The organism is Arthrobacter sp. YD2 (genome assembly GCF_030410475.1).
GTDB lineage: Bacteria > Actinomycetota > Actinomycetes > Actinomycetales > Micrococcaceae > Arthrobacter_B > Arthrobacter_B zhangbolii.
On sequence record NZ_JAUHHB010000001.1, the window covers coordinates 947,816 to 972,897 of the forward strand.

General features: G+C 65.2%; 23 protein-coding genes. 17 read left to right on the top strand and 6 right to left on the bottom strand.

What is annotated here, in order from left to right; genetic code table 11:
* Positions 1-269: 269 nt before the first annotated feature.
* The 10 genes from infA to glmM all read left to right on the top strand — a co-directional run bounded on the left by infA (position 270) and on the right by glmM (position 7,554).
* Entirely contained in the window at positions 270-491 is a 222-nt protein-coding gene (gene infA, locus QWJ37_RS04680; protein WP_055239372.1) for a translation initiation factor IF-1, read from the top strand.
* Between the two features lie 84 nt (positions 492-575).
* Positions 576-689 carry a 50S ribosomal protein L36 gene (gene rpmJ, locus QWJ37_RS04685; RefSeq protein WP_012397712.1) on the top strand — a complete coding sequence of 38 codons (114 nt, stop codon included), beginning with the start codon at positions 576-578 and terminating at the stop codon, positions 687-689.
* Positions 690-890: 201 nt separating this feature from the next.
* Positions 891-1,268, top strand: coding sequence for a 30S ribosomal protein S13 (rpsM, locus tag QWJ37_RS04690; RefSeq protein ID WP_227903828.1), 378 nt, complete (start codon positions 891-893; stop codon positions 1,266-1,268).
* A gap of 66 nt (positions 1,269-1,334) precedes the next feature.
* Positions 1,335-1,736, top strand: a complete 402-nt coding sequence (rpsK, locus tag QWJ37_RS04695; protein WP_049829160.1) for a 30S ribosomal protein S11 — start codon at positions 1,335-1,337, stop codon at positions 1,734-1,736.
* Positions 1,737-1,914: 178 nt separating this feature from the next.
* Positions 1,915-2,925: a DNA-directed RNA polymerase subunit alpha gene (locus QWJ37_RS04700; RefSeq protein WP_227903826.1), complete on the top strand. Its 1,011-nt coding sequence runs from the start codon at positions 1,915-1,917 to the stop codon at positions 2,923-2,925.
* Between the two features lie 65 nt (positions 2,926-2,990).
* Positions 2,991-3,536: a 50S ribosomal protein L17 gene (gene rplQ / locus QWJ37_RS04705; RefSeq protein WP_227903824.1), complete on the top strand. Its 546-nt coding sequence runs from the start codon at positions 2,991-2,993 to the stop codon at positions 3,534-3,536.
* Between the two features lie 38 nt (positions 3,537-3,574).
* Positions 3,575-4,504 carry a tRNA pseudouridine synthase A gene (locus tag QWJ37_RS04710; protein ID WP_290244357.1) on the top strand — a complete coding sequence of 310 codons (930 nt, stop codon included), beginning with the start codon at positions 3,575-3,577 and terminating at the stop codon, positions 4,502-4,504.
* Positions 4,505-4,834: 330 nt separating this feature from the next.
* The gene (rplM, locus tag QWJ37_RS04715; protein WP_146361130.1) at positions 4,835-5,278 is read left to right on the top strand and encodes a 50S ribosomal protein L13; all 444 of its coding nucleotides are present in this window, start codon (positions 4,835-4,837) and stop codon (positions 5,276-5,278) included.
* A 39-nt stretch (positions 5,279-5,317) separates the two neighbouring features.
* Positions 5,318-5,815: a 30S ribosomal protein S9 gene (gene rpsI, locus QWJ37_RS04720; protein ID WP_227903822.1), complete on the top strand. Its 498-nt coding sequence runs from the start codon at positions 5,318-5,320 to the stop codon at positions 5,813-5,815.
* Positions 5,816-6,183: 368 nt separating this feature from the next.
* Positions 6,184-7,554: a phosphoglucosamine mutase gene (gene glmM / locus QWJ37_RS04725; RefSeq protein WP_227928794.1), complete on the top strand. Its 1,371-nt coding sequence runs from the start codon at positions 6,184-6,186 to the stop codon at positions 7,552-7,554.
* Between the two features lie 12 nt (positions 7,555-7,566).
* Here the strand turns inward: glmM and coaA are convergent, their stop codons facing one another.
* A complete protein-coding gene (gene coaA / locus QWJ37_RS04730) occupies positions 7,567-8,532 on the bottom strand; it encodes a type I pantothenate kinase (RefSeq protein WP_227928846.1) in 966 nt (321 codons plus the stop codon).
* Positions 8,533-8,671: 139 nt separating this feature from the next.
* Between coaA and glmS the strand changes: the two genes are divergently transcribed.
* The 7 genes from glmS (at position 8,672) to QWJ37_RS04765 (ending at position 19,416) form a co-directional block, all read left to right on the top strand.
* Positions 8,672-10,579 carry a glutamine--fructose-6-phosphate transaminase (isomerizing) gene (gene glmS, locus QWJ37_RS04735; RefSeq protein WP_290244362.1) on the top strand — a complete coding sequence of 636 codons (1,908 nt, stop codon included), beginning with the start codon at positions 8,672-8,674 and terminating at the stop codon, positions 10,577-10,579.
* A 13-nt stretch (positions 10,580-10,592) separates the two neighbouring features.
* Positions 10,593-10,943 (top strand): holo-ACP synthase, encoded by a 351-nt coding sequence (locus tag QWJ37_RS04740; RefSeq protein WP_227903810.1) that lies wholly within the window; start codon positions 10,593-10,595, stop codon positions 10,941-10,943.
* Between the two features lie 10 nt (positions 10,944-10,953).
* Entirely contained in the window at positions 10,954-12,513 is a 1,560-nt protein-coding gene (locus QWJ37_RS04745; protein WP_290244365.1) for an NAD(P)H-hydrate epimerase, read from the top strand.
* A 48-nt stretch (positions 12,514-12,561) separates the two neighbouring features.
* Positions 12,562-14,754, top strand: coding sequence for a glycogen debranching protein GlgX (glgX, locus tag QWJ37_RS04750; RefSeq protein ID WP_290244367.1), 2,193 nt, complete (start codon positions 12,562-12,564; stop codon positions 14,752-14,754).
* Positions 14,751-17,084, top strand: a complete 2,334-nt coding sequence (gene treY, locus QWJ37_RS04755) for a malto-oligosyltrehalose synthase (protein WP_290244369.1) — start codon at positions 14,751-14,753, stop codon at positions 17,082-17,084. Before glgX ends, treY begins: the two co-directional genes overlap by 4 nt.
* Entirely contained in the window at positions 17,081-18,832 is a 1,752-nt protein-coding gene (gene treZ / locus QWJ37_RS04760; RefSeq protein ID WP_290244371.1) for a malto-oligosyltrehalose trehalohydrolase, read from the top strand. The genes treY and treZ overlap by 4 nt, the downstream gene beginning before the upstream one ends.
* Before the next feature lie 200 nt (positions 18,833-19,032).
* Complete coding sequence (locus QWJ37_RS04765; RefSeq protein WP_290244373.1) at positions 19,033-19,416, top strand: VOC family protein; 384 nt, start codon at positions 19,033-19,035, stop codon at positions 19,414-19,416.
* Here the strand turns inward: QWJ37_RS04765 and QWJ37_RS04770 are convergent.
* Genes QWJ37_RS04770 through QWJ37_RS04790 form a run of 5 tightly spaced genes read right to left on the bottom strand, consistent with a single transcriptional unit; the run spans position 19,413 to position 25,080 of the window.
* Positions 19,413-20,957 (bottom strand): mannitol dehydrogenase family protein, encoded by a 1,545-nt coding sequence (locus QWJ37_RS04770; RefSeq protein ID WP_290244374.1) that lies wholly within the window; start codon positions 20,955-20,957, stop codon positions 19,413-19,415. The genes QWJ37_RS04765 and QWJ37_RS04770 overlap by 4 nt on opposite strands.
* Positions 20,947-21,831, bottom strand: coding sequence for an ABC transporter permease subunit (locus tag QWJ37_RS04775; RefSeq protein WP_227903797.1), 885 nt, complete (start codon positions 21,829-21,831; stop codon positions 20,947-20,949). Before QWJ37_RS04775 ends, QWJ37_RS04770 begins: the two co-directional genes overlap by 11 nt.
* Positions 21,831-22,757: a sugar ABC transporter permease gene (locus tag QWJ37_RS04780; protein WP_290244377.1), complete on the bottom strand. Its 927-nt coding sequence runs from the start codon at positions 22,755-22,757 to the stop codon at positions 21,831-21,833. Before QWJ37_RS04780 ends, QWJ37_RS04775 begins: the two co-directional genes overlap by 1 nt.
* Positions 22,754-23,884, bottom strand: coding sequence for an ABC transporter ATP-binding protein (locus QWJ37_RS04785; RefSeq protein ID WP_290244379.1), 1,131 nt, complete (start codon positions 23,882-23,884; stop codon positions 22,754-22,756). The genes QWJ37_RS04780 and QWJ37_RS04785 overlap by 4 nt, the downstream gene beginning before the upstream one ends.
* Entirely contained in the window at positions 23,881-25,080 is a 1,200-nt protein-coding gene (locus tag QWJ37_RS04790; RefSeq protein ID WP_227928809.1) for an extracellular solute-binding protein, read from the bottom strand. The genes QWJ37_RS04785 and QWJ37_RS04790 overlap by 4 nt, the downstream gene beginning before the upstream one ends.
* Between the last annotated feature and the right edge of the window lie 2 nt (positions 25,081-25,082).

Below are 25,082 nucleotides of genomic sequence, written 5' to 3' on the forward strand. Positions count from 1 at the left end.
CTCCGTTCCCTTTGGGGAGCGGGGCCTGCAGTCTTTTCCGCCATTGCAGCTGCGGTGCAAAACGGTACCTGGGAAACTGGACAGCGGCAGCGATTTAACTTATGCGGCCTCTTCCCGTAGAGTTATCTGTTGGTTGTCTCTACGTTTGTGCCCTGATTGACCGATCTCGATGGCTTGTGCCCCGGGATCGGCGGGCGGATACGGCAGGGAAAGCCACAATCGAAAACCGTTTCCGGTCTTAGCCGGGGACACAGACGTTAGCGGAGGATATGGCCAAGAAAGACGGCGTCATTGAGATCGAGGGCTCGGTCAACGAAGCCCTGCCCAACGCGATGTTCCGCGTTGAGCTGGCCAACGGCCACATTGTGCTCGCACACATCTCGGGAAAGATGCGTCAACACTACATTCGCATCCTCCCAGGAGACCGCGTTGTAGTGGAACTTAGCCCGTACGACCTCACCCGGGGTCGGATCGTCTACCGCTACAAATAAACCGCTGCAAAGACGGAAAGCCAGCCGGCACTGCCGGTTGGCCGCCCGTTGAAGCTCAACCCTGCAACCACGCAAAGGAAAACCATGAAGGTCCAGCCGAGCGTCAAGCAGATCTGCGATAAGTGCAAGGTGATTCGCCGTAACGGTCGAGTCATGGTGATCTGCGAGAACCCGCGCCACAAGCAGCGCCAGGGCTAATCAGCCGCTCTAACGCCGGGGTCCTTACGGGCACCGGATAGAGGGCCCCTGACACCAGGGAACAGCCCACGCGTAGTTAATTGAATATGGCAGTGCAGCGTCAATACGCGTGACGCACACCCCCGGTACGGAGGCCGGGGACCTGGCAACAGGGACGCACTGCTTCAGACCTCCGGTAATAACCAAAGGAGAACCGCCGATATGGCACGTCTCGCTGGCGTTGACATTCCCCGCGAAAAGCGGGTAGTGATTGCGCTTACCTACATCTACGGCGTGGGCAAGACCCGTGCAGAGCAGACCCTTGTGGAGACCGGCATCAGCCCGGAAACTCGCGTCAAGGACCTCACCGACGCTGAACTCGTTCAGCTGCGTGACTACATCGAGGGCAACTTCAAGGTTGAGGGTGACCTCCGCCGTGAGGTGGCCGCCGACATTCGCCGCAAGGTCGAGATCGGCAGCTACCAGGGCATCCGGCACCGCCGCGGCATGCCCGTCCACGGTCAGCGCACGAAGACCAACGCTCGTACCCGCAAGGGCCCGAAGCGTACCGTTGCCGGTAAGAAGAAGGCCGGCCGCTAAATAAGCGGTCCTACGGCCAAGGCCCGAATCCGGGCCACCTAAACCAAACTCTTTGTAGGAGAAGTAATGCCCCCCAAGACTCGTGGAGCGGTCCGCAAACCGCGTCGCAAGGATAAGAAGAATATCGCGCTCGGCCAGGCGCATATCAAGAGCACCTTCAACAACACCATCGTGTCCATCACGGACCCGTCCGGTGCTGTTATCTCATGGGCTTCCGCCGGTGAGGTTGGCTTCAAGGGCTCCCGCAAGTCCACCCCGTTCGCTGCTCAGATGGCTGCTGAAGCTGCCGCCAAGCGCGCACAGGAGCACGGCGTCCGCAAGGTCGACGTCTTCGTGAAGGGTCCGGGCTCGGGTCGCGAGACCGCTATCCGTTCGCTGCAGGCCACCGGCCTGGAGGTTGGCTCCATTCAGGACGTCACCCCGAGCGCACACAACGGCTGCCGTCCCCCGAAGCGCCGCCGCGTATAAGCAGCACTGCGGTTCCGGATCCCTCCGGCGGGCACTCCACTTCGGTGGCCTGCCCGCCGGAGGGATCCGGTCCCGGGCTGGCTGTTAGCCGTCCAAGACGCCCGCGGAAGACCCGTCGTCGTCGTTTCCACCATTTGTGTTGCGTCATATAGCGGATGCTCGCTGAAAGGAAATGCAAGTGCTCATTGCACAGCGCCCCACCCTCACTGAAGAAGTCGTAGCCGACAACCGCTCACGGTTCATCATTGAACCGCTGGAGCCCGGTTTCGGCTACACCCTTGGTAACTCCCTCCGTCGTACCCTGCTCTCCTCCATTCCCGGTGCTGCTGTAACCAGCATCCGGATTGACGGCGTGCTGCACGAGTTCACGACGGTTCCCGGCGTCAAGGAAGATGTCACTGAGATCATCCTGAACGTCAAGAACCTCTCGGTTTCCTCCGAGCACGACGAGCCCGTTGTGGCGTACCTGCGCAAGCAGGGCCCCGGCGTGGTTACGGCTGCGGACATCGCTCCGCCGGCCGGCGTGGAGTTCCACAACCCCGACCTGCACATCGCCACGCTCAACTCGAAGGGCAAGTTCGAACTCGAACTGACCATCGAGCGCGGCCGCGGCTACGTGTCCGCCAGCCAGAACAAGTCCGGTGACCAGGAGATCGGCCGTATTCCGGTTGACTCCATCTACTCGCCGGTCCTGAAGGTGACCTTCCGCGTGGAGGCCACCCGTGTTGAACAGCGCACCGACTTCGACCGCCTGATCGTCGACGTCGAGACCAAGGATGCCATTGCACCGCGCGACGCCGTCGCGTCTGCCGGCACCACCCTGGTTGAACTGTTCGGCCTGGCACGCGAACTCAACACCGCCGCTGAAGGTATCGAAATCGGTCCGAGCCCCACGGATGCCGCACTGGCAGCCGACATGGCCCTGCCGATCGAAGACCTCGAGCTGACTGTGCGTTCGTACAACTGCCTCAAGCGCGAAGGCATCCACACGGTGGGTGAACTCGTAGCCCGCTCCGAGGCTGACCTGATGGACATCCGTAACTTCGGTGCGAAGTCCATCGACGAGGTGAAGGCAAAGCTGGTTGAACTGGGTCTGTCCCTGAAGGATTCCCCTCCCGGGTTTGATCTGGCCGCCCACGCCGCAGCTATTGAAGAGGACGAGTCCGAATACTCGGACGACGAGCTCTAACTGAAGCAAATTCTTGCCGTCGGGCATTTGATGCACCGCACGGCACCGTTTGAGGAGAAAAAGTAATGCCTACACCCACCAAGGGTAAGCGCCTCGGAGGCAGCCCGGCACACCAGCGCCTGATGCTGGCGAACCTTGCCGCGCAGCTGTTCGAGCACAAGCAGATCACCACCACGGTGACCAAGGCCAAGCGGCTGCGTCCCTACGCAGAGCGCCTGATCACGTTCGCCAAGCGCGGGGACCTGTCCTCCCGCCGCCGCGTCCTCGCCCTGATCTCCGACAAGGGCATCGTTCACGAGCTCTTCACCGACATTGCTCCGGCAGTCGAGAAGCGCGACGGCGGTTACACCCGTATCACCAAGATCGGCAACCGCAAGGGCGACAACGCCCCCATGGCAGTCATCGAACTGGTCCTGGAACCGCTGTCTGCCAAGCAGTCGGTAGTGGCCGAGGCCAACACCGCAGCTGCCGCAGCCGCACCGGCTCCGGTTGCAGAGTCCGCTGACTCCGCCGATTCGGCAGATTCCGCTGACTCCGCAGAGTCGGCCGACTCCGCTGAATCAGCTGATTCCGCTGATGAGGCAGTCGTGGAGACCGAAGAGAAGAAGTAATTCTTCGCTGACGTCCCGGTGCCCTTAATATGGGTGCTATGACTATTGAAAGGCCCGCTGTCCCGGAAATGGACGGCGGGCCTTTCCGCGTCCGGATGGACCTCGCCTACGACGGCGCACCGTTCTCCGGCTGGGCTGCCCAGCCCGGCCTGCTGACTGTGCAGGGGATGGTGGAGGACGCCCTGGCCGTACTGCTGCGCCGCCCGGTCCGCCTCACGGTCGCCGGGCGGACAGACGCCGGCGTCCATGCCCGCGGGCAGGTGGTGCACTTTGACCTCACCCGGGCCGAATGGGACGCACTGGCCCGCGGCCGGGACCTGGACCCGGGGGTTTCACTGCGCCGCCGCCTGCACGGGGTGCTGAACAAGGAACTCACCGCCCCCGGCCGACGCGAAGGACGCCAGCGGCGGGTAGTGGATGCCCTGGGGGGAGCCATTGAGATCCGTTCGGCCGCTCCCGCCCCTGACGGCTTCGATGCACGGTTCTCGGCCCTGTGGCGGCGCTACAGTTACCGCATAGCCGACCTGCCCGAAACCCGCGACCCGCTCTCCCGTCACACCACACTCTGGTACAAGGCACCGCTGGACACGGACCGGATGAACGAGGCGGCGGAGGGTGTGCTGGGCATCCGGGACTTCCTGTCCTACTGCAAGCCACGGACCGGATCCACCACCATCAGGGAGCTGCAGGAGTTCAGCTTTGCCAGAGGCAGCGACGGCATCATCACCACCCACATCCAGGCTGACGCCTTCTGCCATAACATGGTGCGTTCCCTGGTGGGAGGGTCACTGCTGGTGGGTGCGGGGGAGCGCCGGCCCCAGTGGCTGGCCGAGCGGCTCGCGGCCATGATCCGGGACTCCAAATCCATCCTTGCGCCGCCCCATCCTCTGGTGCTGGAAGAGGTCAGGTATCCCGCCGACGCCGGCCTGCGGGACCGTGCCGATCTCACCCGGGCGCACCGCGGATAGCGCGATGGAACGTCGCGGCATAAAATGAAGGCAAATCGAATACCGGTGCCCGCGGCTGTTGAAACGAACAGCTGCTGCGACAGCTTTTGACCTGACCCCGCAAGCAGGCTATTGTTTATAGTCGTTGTGCGTGTCCTACCTCGATAGGCCTATGCCCACGGGAGCGGCTCAGTTGCAGAGCCACCTGGCCCCGGGGAAATAGCCGAGATCTCAGGACCACTGGTTAATTCAGTCCTCACCTGACCATCCGGTAACGCATAGAGAAGCTGCACTGACCATGGCATCCATGGACAGCGCGCCACCTAAGAAGAAGAAACGAAGGCAAAAACCGTGCGTACGTACACCCCGAAGCCCGGCGACATCAACCGCCAGTGGCACGTCATTGACGCCACCGACGTTGTCCTAGGCCGTCTTGCCAGCCAGACCGCAACACTGCTGCGCGGAAAGCACAAGCCGACCTTTGCTCCCCACATGGACATGGGCGATTTCGTCATCATCATCAACGCTGAGAAGGTTGCCCTCACCGGCGCCAAGCTCGAACAGAAGCGTGCCTACCGCCACTCGGGTTACCCGGGCGGCCTGTCCTCCGTCAACTACGCCGAACTGCTGGAGAAGAACCCGGTGCGCGCAGTTGAGAAGGCCATCCGCGGCATGCTGCCCAAGAACTCCCTGGCTGCTGACCAGATCAGCAAGCTGAAGGTGTACCGCGGTGCAGAGCACCCGCACGCCGCGCAGCAGCCCAAGACCTTCGAAATCACCCAGGTCGCCCAGTAGTTCTGGCCCGCCAACTAAAGAATTAATTCAAGGAGAATCGTGGCTCAGAACACTGAAGAGCTGAATGAAAACACCGAGGAGCTCACCAGCTACACCTCGGAATCCTCTGACTCGGCACAGACCGCAGTCAAGGAACGCCCCGCCCTGACCGTCGCCGGCTCCGCCGTCGGCCGCCGCAAGCAGGCCATCGCCCGCGTGCGCGTTGTTCCGGGTACCGGCAAGTGGATCGTCAACGACCGCGAGCTCGAAGACTACTTCCCGAACAAGCTGCACCAGCAGGAAGTCAACGAGCCGTTCAAGCTTCTTGAACTCGAAGGCGCCTACGACGTCATCGCCCGCATCCACGGTGGTGGCCCCTCCGGCCAGGCCGGTGCACTGCGTCTCGGTGTCGCCCGTTCGCTGAACGAGATCGACCGCGAGAACAACCGCCCCGCCCTGAAGAAGGCAGGCTTCCTGACCCGTGACGCCCGCGTCATCGAGCGTAAGAAGGCCGGTCTCAAGAAGGCACGCAAGGCTCCGCAGTACTCCAAGCGCTAATTCAGCGCTTCCCCGGTCCCGTCCGCTGGCGCGTTCGGGACCGGGTCCCCTCGCGCTGAATTGGCGCTTGGCTCCACAAGCGCTAATCAGGCGCCTGGCTCCACAGGCGCTATTTCAGCGGTTGGGTTCACAAGCGCCGGATCGGTGCTTGGTTCAAAAAGGCAGTCGCTTCGGCGGGTGCCTTTTTTGGCGTTAAGCGGCCCGGTAAGCGTCACGTTGGACACACCCACGGATGCCGATTTGGCTGCCCTCCGCATAGTTTTGACCCACCCGTTTCGGAGGGACGGGGGAAGCGGTGGCAGAATGGGCCAGTAAGTTGCCCGTTTAGCGGTACTCCGCTGTGGCCACAACCTGCTTGAGGATGCGCAATGACAAGATTATTTGGAACGGACGGCGTCCGTGGACTGGCCAACGGGCTGATCACCGCCGAAGTCGCCCTCGGCCTTGCCCAGGCCGCCGCCGTGGTACTGGGCCACAACCGCGTGGAGAACGGCCGCCGGCCGGTCGCCGTTGTGGCACGGGACCCCAGGATCAGCGGAGACTTCATTTCCGCGGCCATGGAAGCAGGCCTGGCCAGTTCCGGTGTTGACGTCTTCGACGCCGGCGTCCTGCCCACTCCGGCGGCTGCGTTCCTCGTAGCCGACCTGGACGCCGATTTCGGCGTCGTCATTTCCGCATCCCACAACGCTGCCCCGGACAACGGGATCAAGTTCCTGGCACGCGGCGGGCAGAAGCTCGACGACGCCGTCGAAGACGCGATCGAAGCCGAAATGTCACGCCCCGGCCTCCGGCCCACCGGAAGCGACGTGGGACGGATCCACCGCTTTGCCGACGCCGAAGACCGGTACGTGGTGCATTTGCTGCAGACCCTCCCCAACCGCATCGAAGGGCTCAAGGTAGTCCTGGACTGTGCACACGGCGCGGCCAGCGGCTGTTCCCCGCAGGTATTCGCCGACGCCGGGGCCGAGGTAGTGGTCATTGGTGCGGAACCGGACGGGATCAACATCAATGACGGCTACGGTTCGACCCATCTGGAGGCACTGCAGGCCGCCGTGGTGGCCCATGGCGCAGACCTGGGCATTGCGCATGACGGCGACGCCGACCGCTGCCTGGCCGTGGACCACGAGGGCAACGTCGTTGACGGTGACCAGATCATGGCGATCATGGCGATAGCCATGAAGGACGCCGGCAAGCTGAAGGACAACGCCCTCGTAGCCACCGTGATGAGCAACCTCGGGCTGAAGCTGGCCCTCCGGGAGGCGGGCATCAACCTGATTGAAACCGGAGTGGGGGACCGCTACGTCCTGGAAGGCATGCGCTCCGGCGGCTACAGCCTCGGCGGCGAACAGTCAGGACACGTAATTTTCTCCGAATACGCCACCACCGGCGACGGCGTGCTGACCGGGCTCCAGCTGGCCGCACAGGTGGCCCGCACCGGAAGCACCCTGAAGCAGCTCTCGGGTGTCATGCAGAAACTCCCGCAGGTGCTCATCAACGTCAAGGGCGTGGACAAGGCCGGTGTGCAGACCAACGAGCCGGTCCGCCAGGCCGTGGAACAGGCACAGGCAGCCTTGGGGGAAACCGGCCGCGTACTGCTGCGTCCCTCCGGCACCGAACCGGTAGTCCGGGTGATGGTAGAGGCCGCAGACATGGAGACGGCCGCATCCACGGCCCGCACGCTGGCCGCAGCCGTGGAAGGAAACCTGGCGCTCAACGCTGAGGCAGGGGCTTCGGTCTGATCCCGCCCGCTGCTACGTCTTGCGCAGCAGCATCCTCGTCACCGAGTGGTCCGCGTCCTTGGTCAGCACCAGCTGGGCGCGGCCCCTCGTGGGCAGGACATTGGTCACCAGGTTGGGTTCATTGATGCGTTTCCAGATGTCCAGGGCAGTGGCCCGGGCTTCCTCATCCGTGAGATCGGCGTACCGGTGGAAGTACGACGCCGGATCAGCGAAGGCGCCGCTGCGCAGGGACTGGAACCGCTGGACGTACCATTCCTCGATGTAGGAGGTCCGGGCGTCCACATAGATGGAAAAGTCGAAGAAGTCGCTCAGCGCCAGGCCGGAGCGCCCGTCCGCGCGCGGGCGGGCCGGTGCCAGGACGTTCAGCCCTTCGACAATGAGCACATCCGGGCGGTGCACCACAATCTCCTCGCCCGGAACAATGTCGTAGGTGAGGTGGGAGTACCGGGGAGCACGGACTTCCTCGGCGCCGCTTTTCACCTCGCTGACAAAGCGCAGGAGCCGGCGCCGGTCATAGGACTCAGGGAAGCCTTTGCGCTGCATGAGCCCGCGGCGCTCGAGTTCGGCGTTGGGGTAGAGGAAACCGTCAGTGGTAATCAGTTCGACATTGGGCGTGTCCGGCCAGCGGCGCAGCATCTCACGCAGCACACGTGCGGTGGTGGATTTGCCCACCGCCACGGAACCGGCCACACCGATGACAAACGGGGTACGCGTGGTTTTCTCACCCAGGAACGTGGTGGTGGCGCTGTGCAGGCGGCCCGCTGCGGCGACATACAGGTTTAGCAGCCGCGACAGCGGCAGATAGACCTCCCGGATCTCGTCCAGGTTCAGCTGGTCGCCGAGCCCGCGCAGCCGCAGGATGTCCTCCTGGTTGAGCGGAGAACGGATCTCATGGGAGAGCCGCGACCAGGTCTTCCGGTCGAGCTCCACAAAAGGCGTGAAGCTGCTCTCAGGCGACTGGGCCCCGGAGGACTTCATATGGCGTTCTGACACCCTAGGAATTCTGCCCTGTAGCGGCGGCAATCCCAAACGGTGTGCCCGCGCAGAGCGCGGCGCGGCACCGCCGCCGGCAGGCAGGTTTCGGTAAGCCGGGCCGCTGGCCGGTACGCTTAGTGGTATGTGTGGAATTATTGGATATGCAGGCCGCCCCGGCGCCGCCGCAAGCGTTGAAGCCGCAGCAGAATCCGGACTGGCCGGGAGCCACGGCGCCCTCGACGTCGTGATGGAAGGTCTCCGGCGCCTGGAATACCGCGGATACGACTCCGCCGGTGTCGCCGTCCTGACCCCCGAAGGCATCCAGATCCGCAAGAAGTCCGGAAAACTGGCCAACCTGACAGCCGAACTGGAAGCCACGCCGCTTCCGGCCGCCTCCACCGGCATCGGCCACACCCGCTGGGCCACCCACGGCGGACCCACCGACGAAAATGCGCACCCCCACCTGGCGGACAACGGCCGCCTTGCCGTGATCCACAACGGCATCATTGAAAACTTCGCCGAGCTGAAGACGCAGCTGCTCGCCGCCGGCACCGTCTTCGTCTCTGAAACCGACACCGAGGTTGCCGCCGCCCTGCTGGGCTCGATCTACCGCGGCGAAGGCGCCGGAGACCTGGCCCGCTCCATGCAGCTTGCCTGCCAGCAGCTTGAGGGTGCCTTCACCCTCCTTGCCGTGCACAACGATTCCCCCGGCACCGTGGTGGCGGCACGGCGCAACTCCCCGCTCGTCGTCGGTCTGGGCGAGGGCGAGAACTTCCTGGGTTCCGACGTCTCCGGCTTCATCGACTTCACCCGCCGGGCCGTGGAGCTGGGCCAGGACCAGGTGGTGACCATCACCCCCGATTCCGTGGAGATCACCGACTTCTTCGGCACGCCGGCCGAAGGCACCGAGTTCCACGTGAACTGGGATGCCGCGGCAGCCGAAAAGGGCGGGTATGACTCCTTCATGGAGAAGGAAATCAACGACCAGCCCCAGGCCGTGGGGGATACCCTGCTGGGCCGCTCCGACGCTGACGGACGCCTGACCCTGGACGAGCTTCGGGTCAGCCCCGAGGAACTGAAATCCATCAACAAGATCATGGTGCTGGCCTGCGGTACCTCCGCCTACGCCGGCCAGGTAGCCAAGTACGCCATTGAGCACTGGTGCCGCCTGCCGGTCGAGGTAGAGCTCAGCCACGAGTTCCGTTACCGGGACCCCATCGTGGACGCGAACACGCTCATCGTGGCCATCTCCCAGTCGGGCGAGACCATGGACACCCTCATGGCGGTGCGTTACGCCAAGGAGCAGGGTGCCAAGGTGCTGGCCATCTGCAACACCAACGGCTCCACCATTCCGCGCGAAGCGGACGCGGTGCTCTACACCCACGCCGGACCGGAAATCGCCGTTGCCTCGACCAAGGCCTTCCTGGCGCAGATCACTGCCGCCTACCTGCTGGGCCTTTACCTGGCACAGATCCGGGGCAACAAGTTCCAGGGCGAGATCAAGGACATCCTGGCGGACCTGTCCAAGGTACCGGACAAGATCCAGCAGGTGCTGGATAACTCGGGACAGATCAAGGAACTGGCGCAGCTGATGTCGGAGACCGGCTCGGTGCTCTTCCTGGGACGCCACGTCGGCTTCCCGGTAGCGATGGAAGGTGCGCTGAAGCTGAAGGAACTGGCGTACATCCACGCTGAAGGATTCGCCGCCGGCGAGCTGAAGCACGGCCCGATTGCCCTGATCGAGGAAGGCCAGCCCGTGTTCGTGGTGGTCCCCTCACCGCGCGGCCGGGATTCGCTGCACGCCAAGGTGGTTTCCAACATCCAGGAGATCCGTGCCCGCGGCGCCAAGACGATCGTTATTGCCGAAGAGGGCGACGACGCCGTAAAGGCCTACGCCGAACACATCTTCTACGTGCCGGAAACGCCGCCGCTGCTGGCGCCGCTGCTGACCACCGTGCCGCTGCAGATCTTCGCCTGCGAACTGGCCACGGCCAAGGGCTTTGATGTGGACCAGCCGCGCAACCTCGCCAAGTCCGTCACGGTCGAGTAGGAAGCGGCCGCAGATGATCATCGGGATCGGCGTCGATGTAGTGGACGTACCGCGCTTCGGGCGGCAGCTGGAACGCACCCCCGGCCTGCGGGCGCGCCTGTTCGCCCCGGCGGAACGGGAACTGAACCTGCGCTCCCTTGCAGCGCGGTTTGCTGCCAAGGAAGCCGTGGCCAAGGCCCTGGGAGCCCCTGCGGGAATGAACTGGCAGGATTGCCAGGTCCGGCTGGATCCCGCCGGAGCGCCGCAGCTGCAGATCGATGGAACGGTAGCGGCCGTGGCCGCCGGGAAGGGCGTGCAGGTCTGGCACCTGTCCCTCAGCCATGACGGGGATGTAGCTACAGCAATGGTCGTCGCCGAGGGCTAAGGTGTAGCGCATGATCAGTGCCTATACCGGAACCGCCGTCCGCCGTGCCGAGGCCCCGCTGCTTGCGGAGGGGCGCGGAGCAGAACTTATGCAGCGTGCAGCCTACGGGCTGCACGCTGCTGCTGCGTCCGCCCTCAAAACCCGCAGGGGACGGCTCTACGGCGCCCGCCTCGTGGTGCTGGCCGGCAGCGGTAACAATGGAGGCGATGCCCTCTACGCAGCCGCCCGGCTGGCCGCGCGCGGAGTAGCGGCAGAAGCAGTGCTCACCGCGCCGGCAGCGCATCCGGAGGCACTGGCCGCCTTCCGCACGCAGGGTGGTACGGTCCGGGAGCTGACCGAAGTAAACGCCGCAGAGTGTGCGGCAGTGTGTTTGGCGGCGGACGCAGTGCTGGACGGGGTCCTGGGCACCGGAGGATCCGGCGGACTGCGGAGCCCGGTCCGGGCGCTTGCCGAAGAGCTCAACGCCGCACGGGAGCGGGGTGCCGGCCCGCTGGTAATTGCCTGCGACCTGCCCAGCGGTGTGGACGCAGACACCGGGCGGATGCCGGGAACCTGCCTGCACGCTGATATGACAGTGACCTTCGGCGCGGTCAAAACCGGGCTCCTGGCCGGCCCCGGCGCCGTGGCCGCCGGATCCATCCATTGCATCGACATCGGCCTCGGAGACTACCTTGGCACCCCGGACGCCTACCGGCTGCAGGAGGCGGAGCTGGCCCGTATCCTGCCGGTCCCGGACCGGGCTGACCACAAATACAGCCGCGGTGTCCTTGGCATCGCCGCAGGTTCCTCCGCTTACCCCGGCGCGGCGCTGATGGCCACCGGCGCAGCCCTGGCGACCGGCGTCGGAATGGTCCGCTATCTGGGCCCGGAGGGTGTGGCCCGGCTGATCAACCTGGCCCATCCGGAAGCTGTGTGCAGCACCGGCACGGTCAACGGAACCCATGTCCAGGCCTGGCTTGCCGGGCCGGGAGCCGGGGATGACGAAGAGCAGCGTCGCCGCGCCGTGGACGCCATGGCTTCGGGCCTGCCCGCAGTGATCGACGCCGACGCAGTGGCCGCCGCGGGTCCGGGACTTCATCCCGCCGTCGTGCTGACCCCCCATGCCGGGGAACTCACCGCCCTGCTCCGCAGCATGGGGGAGGAGGTCTCACGCACCGATATTGAGGGCGACCCGGTCCGCTTTGCCCGGCTCGCTGCCCAACGCACCGGTGCCACCGTCCTGCTCAAGGGCTGGGCCACGCTGGCAGCAGCGCCCACCGGAGAGCTGTACAGCCAGGCCGAGGCAACACCGTGGCTGGCGACGGCGGGCAGCGGCGACACGCTCTCGGGCATCCTTGGCGCACTGCTCGCCACGGACCGCACGCCTGCGGACCGGCGCGGACCCGGTCATTACGCCCGTCTGGCCGCAGCGGCTGCGAGCCTGCACGGCCGGGCCGGCAGCCTCGCAGCAGCCGCCGGCCCGGTGGCCCCATCCCGCCTTGACCCGCAGATCCGATCGCTTGTCGCGGAATTCACCGCCCATCCGGGGCCGGGAATTCAAGTAAGCTCCAAGTCTGGGGTAGAAAAGTAAGCAGACATATCAATTTGGTGTTGTCACTGAACTAGTCAGGAGCTCTACATGGAAGTTTGGCCGGGAGATGCCTATCCGCTGGGTGCAACCTACGACGGAAACGGCACTAACTTCGCGCTCTACAGCGAAGTGGCGGACTCCGTAACGCTGTGTCTGTTCGATGAGGACGGCAATGAGGAACAGATCCGCCTGAGCGAGGTGGATGGATACGTCTGGCACTGTTACCTGCCGCAGGTTATGCCGGGGCAGAAATACGGGTTCCGTGTCGACGGACCGAATGATCCCGAGAACGGGAACCGGTGCAACCCCAACAAGCTGCTGCTGGACCCGTATGCCAAGGCCGTGGCCGGGGAAATCGACTGGGACCAGGCGCTGTTTGGCTACAACTTCGGTGACGAAAACTCACGCAATGACGAGGATTCGGCACCGCACATGATGATGGGCGTGGTGATCAACCCGTTCTTCGACTGGGACGGGGACCGGAAGCCCAAGACCCCGTACCACCAGTCAGTGATCTACGAGGCCCACGTCAAGGGCCTGACGGAACTGCACCCCGACGTTCCGGAAGAGCAGCGCGGCACGTACGCCGGCGTCGCACACCCCTCGGTGATCGCCCATCTGCAGAAACTGGGCATCACCGCGATTGAACTTATGCCGGTCCACCAGTTCGTGAATGACTCGACCCTGCAGGAGAAGGGGCTGTCCAACTACTGGGGTTACAACACCATCGGCTTCTTCGCACCGCACAACGTCTACAGCGCCACGGGCGACCACGGGCAGCAGGTCCAGGAATTCAAGGCAATGGTGCGCGCACTGCACCTTGCGGGCATCGAAGTGATTCTGGACGTGGTTTACAACCACACGGCCGAGGGCAACCACCTGGGCCCCACCATCTCCTTCCGCGGTATCGACAACGCGTCCTACTACCGTCTGGTGGACGATGACAAGCGGTACTACATGGACTACACCGGCACCGGCAACTCGCTGAATGTCGGCAACCCGCACTCCCTGCAGCTGATCATGGACTCGCTGCGTTACTGGGTGACGGAAATGCATGTGGACGGTTTCCGCTTCGACCTCGCCTCCACTCTGGCCCGCGAGTTCTACGATGTGGACAAGCTGTCCACGTTCTTCGAACTGGTGCAGCAGGACCCGGTAGTTTCCCAGGTGAAGCTGATTGCCGAGCCTTGGGACATCGGACCCGGCGGCTACCAGGTGGGCAACTTCCCGCCCCAGTGGACCGAGTGGAACGGCAAGTACCGCGACACGGTCCGCGACTTCTGGCGCGGCGAGCCATCCACCCTTGGCGAATTCGCCTCCCGCATCACCGGGTCCGCCGACCTCTACGAGTCCTCGGCCCGCCGGCCCGTTGCCTCCATCAACTTCGTTACCGCCCACGACGGTTTCACGCTGCATGACCTGGTGTCCTACAACGAGAAACACAACGAAGCCAACGGTGAGGACAACAACGACGGCGAGTCCCACAACCGGTCCTGGAACTGTGGAGCCGAGGGACCCACCGATGATCCCAACGTGCTCTCCCTGCGCGCCCGGCAGCAGAGAAACTTCCTTGCCACGCTGCTGCTCTCCCAGGGCGTGCCCATGATCGCGCACGGCGACGAGCTGGGCCGGACCCAGCAGGGCAACAACAACACCTATGCCCAGGACTCCGAGCTGAGCTGGATCAACTGGGATTCCATGGACACCCCGCTCATGGAGTTCACTGCTGCGGTCAACACGCTGCGCGCCGAACATCCCACGTTCCGCCGGCGCCGCTTCTTCGACGGACGGCCCGTCCGGCGCGGTGAGGGCGAAGCGCTGCCGGACATCGTCTGGCTCACCGAGGACGGCACCCCCATGTCTCCGGATGACTGGGACACCCCGGTCAGCCGGTCCCTGGGCGTGTTCCTCAACGGGCAGGGAATCCGCGGCAAGGACGCCCGCGGACAGCGGATCACCGACGCGAACTTCCTGCTCTACTTCAACGCGCACGACGAGGCTGTGAAGGTCACCGTCCCGGCCAAGGAGTACGCCCCCATGTGGGATGTAGTCATTGACACTGCCGGTGAATATGCGGATGCGGACCCGGTACCGGCGGACAGCCAGCTGAGTGTGGCTGCCAAATCCATGGCGGTGCTGCGGGCCCATGCCGAAGAAGAGGAACACGACCACTCCGTGGCCGCTTCGCTCGCGGCACTGGCCGGGTCGAAGGCACAGCAGAACCCCGGGACGGCCGAATGAGGACCCCGCTGTCCACGTACCGCCTGCAGATCCGCCCGTCGTTCACCCTCCACGACGCCGCCGCCCTGGTCCCGTACCTGGCGGACCTCGGCGTGGACTGGGTCTACCTCTCGCCGATCCTGACAGCGGAGGAGGGCTCCGACCACGGCTACGACGTGGTTGACCCCTCCGCCGTCGATCCGGCCAGGGGCGGAGCTGACGGGCTCAGGGCACTCTCGGAGGCCGCTCACGCAGCCGGGATGGGGGTGCTGGTGGACATTGTGCCCAACCACATGGGCGTCGCCACGCCTGCCCGGAACAAATGGTGGTGGTCGGTACTCGAACACGGCCGCGGCTCCCGGTACGCGGAGGCTTTCGACATTGACTGGGAAGCGGGTGGCGGAAAGCTGCGCCTTCCCGTCCTGGGCGACGGCGACAACGAACTGGAGCAGCTCAAGCTGGTCAACGGTGAGTTGCACTACTACGAGAACCGCTACCCGGTGGCACCCGGCACGGCGCGGGACGGGGATTCGGCACAGGAAGTCCACGCACGTCAGCACTATGAACTGGTGAACTGGCGGCGGGCCGACAGCGAGCTGAACTACCGCCGGTTCTTCGGCGTCAACACCCTGGCAGGCATCCGCGTGGAGGAGCCCTGGGTGTTCGACGAGGCCCACGCCGAGATCCGACGGTGGTTCGACGAGTCGCTCGTGGACGGACTGCGGATCGACCACCCGGACGGACTCGCGGACCCCAAGGGCTACCTCGCCCGGCTGCGGGAACTTACCGGCGGCGCCTACATCCTGGTTGAAAAGATTCTGGAACCGGGAGAGTCCCTGCCCCGGGACTGGGAAACCGAAGGCACCACAGGCTACGACGCGCTCGCCGACGTCGACCGTCTCTTCACCGACCCGGCCGGCGAGGAGACACTCACCGCCCTCGTGCCTACCGAGCCCTACGCCGACATGATCCACGGCACCAAGCGCGGCATCGCGGATCAGCTGCTGAACTCGGAGGTGCAGCGGCTGGTGCGGCTCCTGCCCGCGGACTCAGGGCTGGATCCGGCAACCGCAGCGGACGCCCTGGCGGAGCTGCTGGCCTGCTTCCCGGTCTACCGCAGCTACTTGCCCGAGGGGAGTGAATACCTCACGGACGCCGTGGTTGCCGCGACCGTTCGTCGGCCGGACCTTGCCGGTGCCCTGCACATCCTGCACCGGCTGCTGAACCCGCTGCCGGCAGGGGAGACGTCCACTGTCCCGCTGGCTGACCTCGGAGAACTCGCGGTCCGGTTCCAGCAGACCTCCGGGATGGTGATGGCGAAAGGCGTGGAGGACACCGCGTTCTACCGCTACTCACGCCTGACCTCCCTGAACGAAGTGGGTGCCGACCCGGCGCACTTCGCCGTCACGCCGTTTGAGCTGCATGCCAGGCTGCTTCGGCGGCAGCTGGAACAGCCCGCTGCCATGACGGCCCTGACCACGCATGACACCAAGCGCAGCGAAGACACCCGCGCCCGGATTTCCGTTCTCTCGGAAATCCCCGACGAGTGGGCAGCCGCCTTCCGGAAACTGCAGGCACTGGCGCCCATGGGTGACGAGCCGATGGCGAACCTGCTCTGGCAGGCCGTCATCGGCGCCTGGCCGCTCAGCCGGGACCGTGCACATGCGTACGCGGAAAAAGCCTCACGGGAGGCATCTGCCAGCACCACCTGGACGGCCCCCGACGCAGCGTTCGAAGCCCGGATGCACGCCGCGATCGACGCCGCGTTTGACGACGCCGAGGTGAATACCCTGGTTACCTCCCTGGTGGAGCGGATCCGCACCGCGGGATACTCCAACTCGCTCTCGGCCAAGCTGCTGCAACTGACCATGCCCGGCGTTCCGGATGTCTACCAGGGCACGGAATTCTGGGACCGGTCCCTCGTGGACCCGGACAACCGGCGCGAGGTGGACTTCCAGCGCCGCCGGGACGTGGCGGCGTCGTTCGCCGGAACCGGAGCCCCGGAAGTTGATGAGGACGCAGCGGCAAAACTGCTGATCACCACCCGCGCGCTCCAGCTCAAGCGCGGCCGGCCCGAGCTCTTCAGCGGCTACGTTCCCGTCACAGCGGAGGGCCCGGCAGCCCGGCACCTTTTCGGTTTTGACCGCGGCGGAGCAGTGACCCTGGTGACCCGCCTCCCGGTGGGGCTGCAGGTGCAGGGCGGCTGGCAGGAAACCGGTGTGTTGCTGCCCGCGGGAACCTACCGCGACGTCATTACGGGAACTACCCATACAAGCGACGGCCGGGTGGCCGTCGCAGATCTGTTCGGCAGCTACCCGGTGGCGCTGCTGGTTCGGGAGGACGGCGAGTGAGGACGAACTTCGATGTGTGGGCTCCCAAAGCCAACACCATGACCCTGCTGGCGGACGGGCGCCGCCTGTCCATGAGCCGGGGTGAGAACGGCTGGTGGCACGCCCAGCATGCCGAGCTGCTCGAGGACATTGACTACGGCTATCTCATTGACGACGCCGGGACTCCGGTGCCTGATCCGCGCTCCCGCCGGCAGCCGGCGGGCGTGCACGAGCTGTCCCGGACGTTTGACCCGGAGCTCTTCGACTGGCAGGACGGGGACTGGGTGTCTCCGGGGCTCGACGGCGGGGCCATCTACGAGATGCATGTTGGCACCTTCACCCCCGAGGGAACCCTGGATGCAGCCATCGAACGGCTGGGCTACCTGGCGGACCTGGGCGTGCGGTACGTGGAGCTGCTTCCGGTGAACTCCTTCAACGGGACACACAACTGGGGCTACGACGGCGTGCTGTGGTATTCCGTGCAGGAAACCTACGGCGGGCCCGAGGCCTACCAGCGCTTTGTCGACGCCGCGCACCGGGCGGGCCTGGGCGTTATCCAGGACGTGGTCTATAACCACCTTGGTCCCAGCGGCAACTACCTGCCCATGTTCGGCCCCTACCTCACGGAAGGGAAAGCCAACACCTGGGGTGACTCGGTGAACCTGGACGGGCCGCTGTCGGACACAGTCCGCGAGTACATCGTGGAGAACGTGCTGATGTGGTTCCGCGACTACCACGTGGACGGGCTGCGCCTGGACGCCGTCCACGCACTGCACGACGAACGGGCGGTGCACATCCTCGAAGAGATTGCTGCCGCCACCGATGAGTGCGCGGAAACACTCGGCAAACCGCTGTTCCTGATTGCCGAATCCGACCTGAACAACCCCCGGCTGATCACGCCGCGGAACGTGAACGGCTACGGCCTGGCCGGGCAGTGGTCCGATGACTTCCATCATGCCGCGCACACCAACCTCACCGGGGAAAACGGGGGCTACTACGAGGACTTCGATTCCGTCGAAGCCCTGGCGAAGGTGCTGCAGGAAGGCTTCTTCCACAACGGCACCTTCTCATCCTTCCGCGGACGAACCCACGGACGGCCGATCGACAAGGACCGGGTGTCCGCCCGGCAGCTGGTGGTCTGCACCCAGAACCATGACCAGATCGGCAACCGGGCGGCAGGGGACCGGCTCAGCGCGAGCCTGGACTACCCGCAGCTGGCGCTGGCGGCCGTGCTGAACCTGACGTCGCCGTTTACGCCCATGATCTTTATGGGCGAGGAATTCGGGGCGTCCACTCCCTGGCAGTTCTTTACCTCGCATCCGGAACCTGACCTGGGCAAGGCGACGGCGGAAGGACGGCTGCGGGAATTCGAACGGATGGGATGGGATCCGGACACGGTACCGAATCCGCAGGACCCGCAGACCTTCGCCAATTCGAAGCTGGACTGGTCCGAAGCTGAAAGTGATGGCCACGGCCGGCTGCTGGGGTTGTACCGGCAACTCCTGGACCTGCGCCGAAACCGTCCGGACCTGACCGACCCGGATATGGATGCTACGAGTGTGGACTTCGACGAGGTGGGACGCTGGCTGGTGTTCCGGCGCGGAGACACCGCCGTGGCGCTGAACTTCGCCGATACGGCGCGGGAAGTTCCGGTTCCCCTGGGTACAGCAGCGCAGGTCCTGCTTGAGACGGGCCCGTCGGAGCTTTACGGCGACGCACTGCAGCTGCCCGGCTACGGCGCTGCAGTGCTGGGCGCAGCAGGGAACTGACGGGCCTGCCGGGCACCGGCGCACTACACCGGATCCGTGGGGCCGGCGGTGCGGGGCAAAAGCCCTGCGCCGCCGGCCTTTGCCGTATCGGGCTCCTGCGGTGTGCCCGGCGGGTGCTGCCCGGCGGCCTGCCTGGCCTTCGGGAACCGCCAGGGCGTGTTGAGGAACGTGGCCAGTCCGCTAGTCCATAGCATGAGGCCATGGACAAGGTGGTGTGGTGGGAAGTCGAGACGACAGATCCGGAGCTTTTTCAGCAGTTCCATACGGCACTCTCAGGATGGTCTTTTGAGCCTGCCTTCGAGGACACGGAGCTCGGAGCGGACTACTGGATCATCAAGGCAGGCGATCGCGGAATAGGCGGGCTTCAGCGGGCGGACCCGTCGGCACCTCCTCCGTCTGCAGGACCGCGGTTGTATGTGGCGGTCGATGACCTTGAGGCAGCGCTCGACCGTGTTGCAGCGCTCGGCGGCCTGGTAGAGCGATCCCGGGTTGCTTTGGGTGGCGCCGATCGGTGGTTCGGCATTTTTCGAGATCCAACCGGGGTGTCCTTCGGCATGTGGACCGGGCACGCAACACGGCCCTAGCGCCCCGGAACCGCGGCGAGCAGCTCAGCGGCATGGACCTTGACGGCTGCGCGGAAACCGGGGTGGCCGGCCACCGGGGGCGGGAACACCGCGGAGAGGTCCAGGAGCCTGTCGACAAGCCCGGATTCCGGGCCGGCAGCCTGTGCGGCCAGGGTTTCCCGCAACGGGTCCTCCAGCGGCAGCACGGAACCGTGGACATTCCGCTGCCGGTAAACGAACACCATCCACGCGGCCACCAGCCGGGCCAGGGCCTCCGGAACCGTACCCAGAGCCAACAGGTCCGCCACCGTCGCCAGGGCGCGGACCGGAAGCTTCTGGGAACCGTCCATGGCCACCTGGAGTGTGGTGTGGCCGAGGGCCGGATTACGGAACCGGGCCAGGATGGAAGCCGAGTATTCCTCCAGGTCCACCCCCGGGGGCGGAACCAGGGTGCGGATGGCCTCCGCCTGCAGCGCGGACGCGTCAGCGGCGAGGTCCTCATCCGCTGCCGCGTCGGCGATGGTGGCGTAACCCTTCAGCGCACCCAGGTATGCCAGCAGTGAGTGGGTGCCGTTGAGCAGGCGCAGCTTCGCGGCTTCGAACGGGGCCACGTCAGGGGTCAGGACCGCCCCGGCCAGTTCCCAGGCCGGCCGGGCGGCGGCGAAGTCATCCTCCAGAATCCACTGGCCGAAGGGCTCCGCCACCACGAGTGCCTCGTCCCGGAGCCCGAGTATGCCGCTGCCCAGCTGCCGGTCTGCTTCCGTGGTTGCCGGGACAATTCGGTCCACCATGGTGGAGGGGAACGCCACCGATTCCTGCAGCCAGGCACAAAAGCCGGTGCCCCCGGCTTCCGCGAGTTCCGTGACCAGTGTTCGCGTCAGGGCACCGTTGCTAATGAGGTTGTCGCAGGACACCACGCTGAGCGGGGCACCCGATGAGCGGTAGCGGGCAAACAGGCCGCGTGCCAGCAGGCCCAGCGGGGTGCGGGCGGCGACGTCGGAGGACGCCGGGCGCTGCCGGCTGTCAGCAGCAAGGGCGGCCCGGTCCGCTGCCACGCCGTCGGCCATGGCCAGATGTCCTGAGGCATCCCGGGGATAGCCCTTCTCCGTCACCGTCAGGGTCAGCACCCGGGTGTCCGGTTCTGCCAGTGCCCGGAGCACCGGTGGTGTGTCACGGCCGGGAAACACCGCGCCGCGCAGCGATCCGATGATCCGAAGTGATGCATCGGCCGCACTGCCCGCACCGGGCTGCGCTTTCGTCAGCACCGTGTACAGCCCGTCCTGCGGTTTCAGCGTGTCGGCCACCCGGGCGCTCCTGCCGGTCACACCCAGGATTCCCCAGCCGGTGTCGCCGGTGGCAGCGGCAGCGTCTTCGGTGTACACCGCCTGGTGTGCCCGGTGGAAGGCCCCCAGCCCCAGATGGACCATTCCGGTCCGCAGGCTGCCCGGATCCACCGCGGGACCGAGCGCGGAACCGCATCCGGCGGATGCAAGGGACGCCCGGCTCAGCCGCGGAGCCGCTTCCGCGGCAGGAGGGATCTGCGGGCCGGTCTCAGTCCACATCTTCACGCACCTGGGAAACCAGCTGCGTGGGATTCACGAACCGGAGCGCAACCACCAGGAGCACCATCATCATGAGCATGTAAATCACGGCCATGGCGTCCACCGACTGCTGTGCCCGGATGCCGGCCCCCGTCATCGCCGTGAAGAGTGCCACCACCAGGGTGTCGGAACTTGAATTGGAGGTGAGGAAGGTCAGTTCAAACATTCCGACGGTGCGCACCAGGACCAGCACAGCCGCGGCCAGCACCCCCGGAATCAGCAGCGGTGCAAGGATCCGGGTAAACAACCGTGTCATATTGGCTCCGCACATGCGCGCGGCGGACTCGATGGACGGGTTGATCTGTTCAATGAACGGCGTCATGGTCAGGATGACGAACGGTACCGAAGGCACGAGGTTGGCCAGGATGACCCCGGTCAGGCCAGGTGCCAGATGGTAGTAGGTCAGCAGTGTCGCCAGCGGAATGCCGTACGTGATCGGCGGCATCATGATCGGCAGGAGGAAGACCAGCATGACAATGTTTTTGCCGGGGAAACTGCGCCGGGCAAGGACATAGGAGGCGGGCGCACCGATGAGGACCGAAATGCCGACGACGGCCACGGCGACAATCACGGTGGTGCTGACCACCTGGGTGAGATCGTACTGCTGCCAGGCTTCCCCGTACCAGGCGGTTGTATAGCCGGAGGGGAACCAGGAGTCGAACCACTGGCCGGCGAAGGAGTTCACCACCACGGAGGCGACAACGCCGAAAAGGAGAATCAGGAACAGGGCCATGCCGCCCCAGACCAGGAACGTTCCGGGGGTGGCCTTCAACTGCCGACGTCCGGGCTCCGGTACCGGCGGTGCCTCGGTGTCCTTGAGGATGGTTGCGCTCATCAGCCTTTGCCTCCGGTGCTTCCCTTGTACATCCGGGACCGCCACAGCAGCACCAGGATAATGACGAGTAGTTCCACCGCACCCATGACAATTGCGGCGGCAGATGCCAGGGGATAGTCGAACTGCTGCCCCCAGGCGTTATAGGCGACGTAGGCGATCACCCGGGTGGAGCCGGACGGGTCACCCACCAGGATGGCCGACGGAAAAACGCTGAAGGCCAGGACAAAGGTCAGGCAGAAGGTGATGGCCAGGCCGGGAGCCAGGAGCGGCAGCGTGATCTTCCGGAACCTCTGCTTCCAATCCGCGCCCAGCGTCTGTGCGGCGGCCTCCAACGAGGGGTCGATTCCGGACAGGTAGGAGAGGATCAGCAGGAAGGCGAAAGGAAACCCCGAGATGATCAGGGACCACAGCACTCCCCAGTAGTTCTGCACCAGGTCCAGGGGACCGAAACCGAAAATCTCCAGGAACCGGTTGAGCCAGCCGCGCTGGCCGAAGAAGTTCAGCAGCCCTTCGGCTGTCAGCACGGTGCCGAGGGTAATCGGAATGACCAGAACGGTGGTCAGCGCCCGCTTGCCGCGGAACTTTCCCCGCATCTTGTAGGCGATGGGAATTGAGGCGGCAACGTTAAAGACGGCGGCCGGGACTGCGAGCTTCAGCGTGATCCAGATGGATTCCAGTCCCCGCATGGAGGGATCCGTGAAGAACTTGATGTAGGCACCGAACAGGCCGCCTTCACTCGGCTGGAAGGACAGCCCGAGGCCGTAGACAAACGGATACACAAACAGCACCAGGGCGAACAGCAGGGCCGGCACCAGCAGCAGGAGCAGCCGGTCGATGCCGCGCTCGGCAAGCCGGTGGGAGAGTGCCGGGCGGGTTCCGGGTTTTTCCGGGGCGGCGCTGCGGGACCTCCCGGGCGCCTGGGTCATGGCGTGGCCTCCTGCAGCTCCGGGACGGGCGCCGCAGCCGTCAGGGCTGAAGCAAAAACAAGGACCCGTTCGTGGGGCGCCGAGACCGTGATCCGCTGCCCTGCTTCGGCCGTGCGGTGGGTCCGGATGTGGAGTGCCTGGCCGGTGTCGGTCCGGGCTTCGACCGCGAATTCCCGGCCCTGGTATTCGACCACTTCGACCACCGCTTCGAGCCGGGTATGGCCGGCGTCCGGGCCGCCCGCATCGGTGATTTCGAAGTCCTCGGGGCGGATCCCCACTTTCACTGCGTCTCCCGGGGCAAGCGGATCCCGGGTGGCGCCGGTGATGCCCGTACCCGCTACGGAGACAGTGGCCATGCCGCCGCGCGTATGCTCCACGACGCCGTCGAGCAGGTTCCGGTACCCCATGAAGTCAGCAACGTGCCAGTTGGCGGGGTGCTCATGCAGGTCCTGGGGCGTGCCCACCTGCTGGACTTCGCCCTGGCGCAGCACCACCAGGCGGTCAGCGAGGGACAGTGCCTCCTCCTGGTCATGGGTGACGTAGATCGTGGTCAGGCCGAGGGACTGGTGCAGGCGGCGGATTTCGGTCCGCATCTCCAGCCGGAGCTTCGCATCCAGGTTCGAGAGCGGTTCATCCATCAGCACCAGCGGGGGACGCAGCACTACGGCGCGCGCGATGGCGACCCGCTGCTGCTGTCCGCCGGACATCTGCCCGGGGAGTTTCCTGGCATGCGGGCCGAGCTGGACCAGCTCGATGGCCTCCGCCACCCTGGTTTTGATCTCGGCCCGGGGGATCCTGCGCATTTCCAGCCCGAACGCGATGTTTTTCTCCACGCTCAGGTGCGGAAACAACGCATAGTTCTGGAATACCATGCCGAAGCCCCGTTTTTCCGGCACCAACCGGTCTATTTGGCGGCCGTCCATGAGGATGCGTCCGCCGGTGAGGGGCAGCAGCCCGGCCAGGCAGTTCAGCGCCGTGGACTTTCCGCAGCCGGAGGGTCCGAGCAGGGCGATAAATTCGCCGCTGCGGATATTCAGGTTCAGGTCGCTCAGAGCCGCCTGTCCGCCGAAATTCCTGGCGACGTGCTCGAGCTCCAGTGTCTTGAAGGAAGTTGCCTGGATGCTCATTTCTTTTCTTCGATCTTTCCGCTCGCCACGTCGGTATCCCAGGTGTTAAAGGCCGTGACCAGATCCTCGGCACTGATCGGGGTTGCCTTGGGGTTGTCCTCAATGAGGGCGTCGTATTCAGGACGGCCGAATTTGGCGATGACGTCCTGGCTGCTCTGCGGGGCCATGTCCAGGGTCACGCCTTCAACGGCCGGACCCGGGTAGAAATAGCCGCTGTCATAGGTTTTCGCCTGCTGCTCAGGGGTCAGGGCATACTGCAGGACCTGCAGGATGGCCGACATCTTGTCCGCAGACACGCCCTTGGGGACAACCGCGTACTGGGCATCTGTCACCCAGGTAAAGCCTTCCAGCGCCTGCACCTCGAAGTTGGCCGGCACCTGCTCAAGTGCCCTCGGATTGATGTCCCAGCCGGTGGTGGTCAGTGCCATGTCCCAGGTCCCGTTTTTCAGGTTGTTCATGGTGACGCCGGTGCCGGTGGGGTAGGAGCTGATGTTCTGGTTCAGCTGCTGGAGGTAGTCCCACGTTTTCGTCCAGCCGTTCGCCGGGTCCTTGGGATCGTCGTCGCCAAGGATGTAGGGCAGCCCCATCAGGAAGGTGCGGCCGGGACCTGAGTTTGCCGGGCGCGCGTACCCGAACCGGCCGGGATTCTCCTGGGTCCAGGTCAGCAGCTCCTCGGCCGTGGTGGGCGGGTTGGGAACCTTCTCGGGGTTGTACTCCAACAGCGGACCCGAGGGGTAGTACGTCAGGGCCACCCCCTTGTCCTCGGCCAGTTTCTGCATTTCCGCTGCAGGCTCCTGGTAGTTGTCCATATTCGAGAGCCGGTCCTTGTAGTCCGCGGCGATGGGGACAAAGAGATCCTCGCTGATCCCTGCGGACAGGCCGTCGGTTCCGGTGAGCACCAGGTCAATCTGCAGGTTCCCTGCCTGCTGCTGGGCCTTGACCTTCCCCGCCATATCCGGTGCACCCGCAGTTTCCCACGTAACTCCCGAGACAACATCGGGGTGCTCGCTGACAAAGGAGTCGAAGATCCCTTCGGTCAGCTGTTTGTTGCCGGCAACGTCGAGAATGTTCAGCGTCACCGCCTCTGACGGGGCATCGGGAACGTCGCTCGTGGCGAGCTCTTCCCCGCCGGCATTTCCTCCGGGCGCCCCGCAGGCTGCTGCGAGCATCGCAGTCGCCGCGAAGACTGAAACCATCT